A 627-nucleotide genomic window follows, 5' to 3' on the forward strand; every position below is an offset into this window, starting at 1 on the left:
TTAATGGGTGAAGTACTTGCATACTTAAACAAACAACAAAAAGAATTAAAAGACGTTGCATTAACGCCTGCTGGTTTATCTAAAATGGTTCAATTAATTGAAAAAGGTACAATTTCTTCTAAAATCGCGAAGAAAGTATTTAATGAATTAATTGAAAAAGGTGGAGACCCAGAAGAAATCGTTAAAGCGAAAGGTCTTGTTCAAATTTCTGACGAGGGTACACTTCGTAAAGTTGTAACAGAAATTCTTGATAATAATGAGCAATCTATCGAAGACTTTAAAAACGGTAAAGACCGTGCAATTGGCTTCTTAGTTGGTCAAATTATGAAAGCTACAAAAGGACAAGCCAATCCACCGCTTGTTAACAAAATCTTACTTGAAGAGATTAATAAGCGATAATAGTAGTGACTTTTAAAGATTAAGCAGAAAAACACCCGTACATGGGTGTTTTTCTAGGTTAATCAAACGTTTGTTTAAATGAGACAAAATCGTTTAAACAAACGTTTGATTAACTGTCAAAAGTGGAAAAATGTTTGTATAGCAACTATGGTATGATAGTTGCAAAAAGGTGGGAATAATGATAAATCTAAACATAGAGGTTTTTTTCATCTCATGAAATAATAGATA

General features: G+C 31.7%; 1 pseudogene. It reads left to right on the forward strand.

Annotation, left to right across the window (positions count from 1 at the left end):
- Nucleotides 1-399: pseudogene (gatB, locus tag MR170_RS30935) on the forward strand (Asp-tRNA(Asn)/Glu-tRNA(Gln) amidotransferase subunit GatB); the annotation flags it as partial.
- Nucleotides 400-627: the final 228 nt, after the last annotated feature.

Source organism: Bacillus cereus group sp. BfR-BA-01524 (genome assembly GCF_022662595.1).
Classification (GTDB): domain Bacteria; phylum Bacillota; class Bacilli; order Bacillales; family Bacillaceae_G; genus Bacillus_A; species Bacillus_A thuringiensis_S.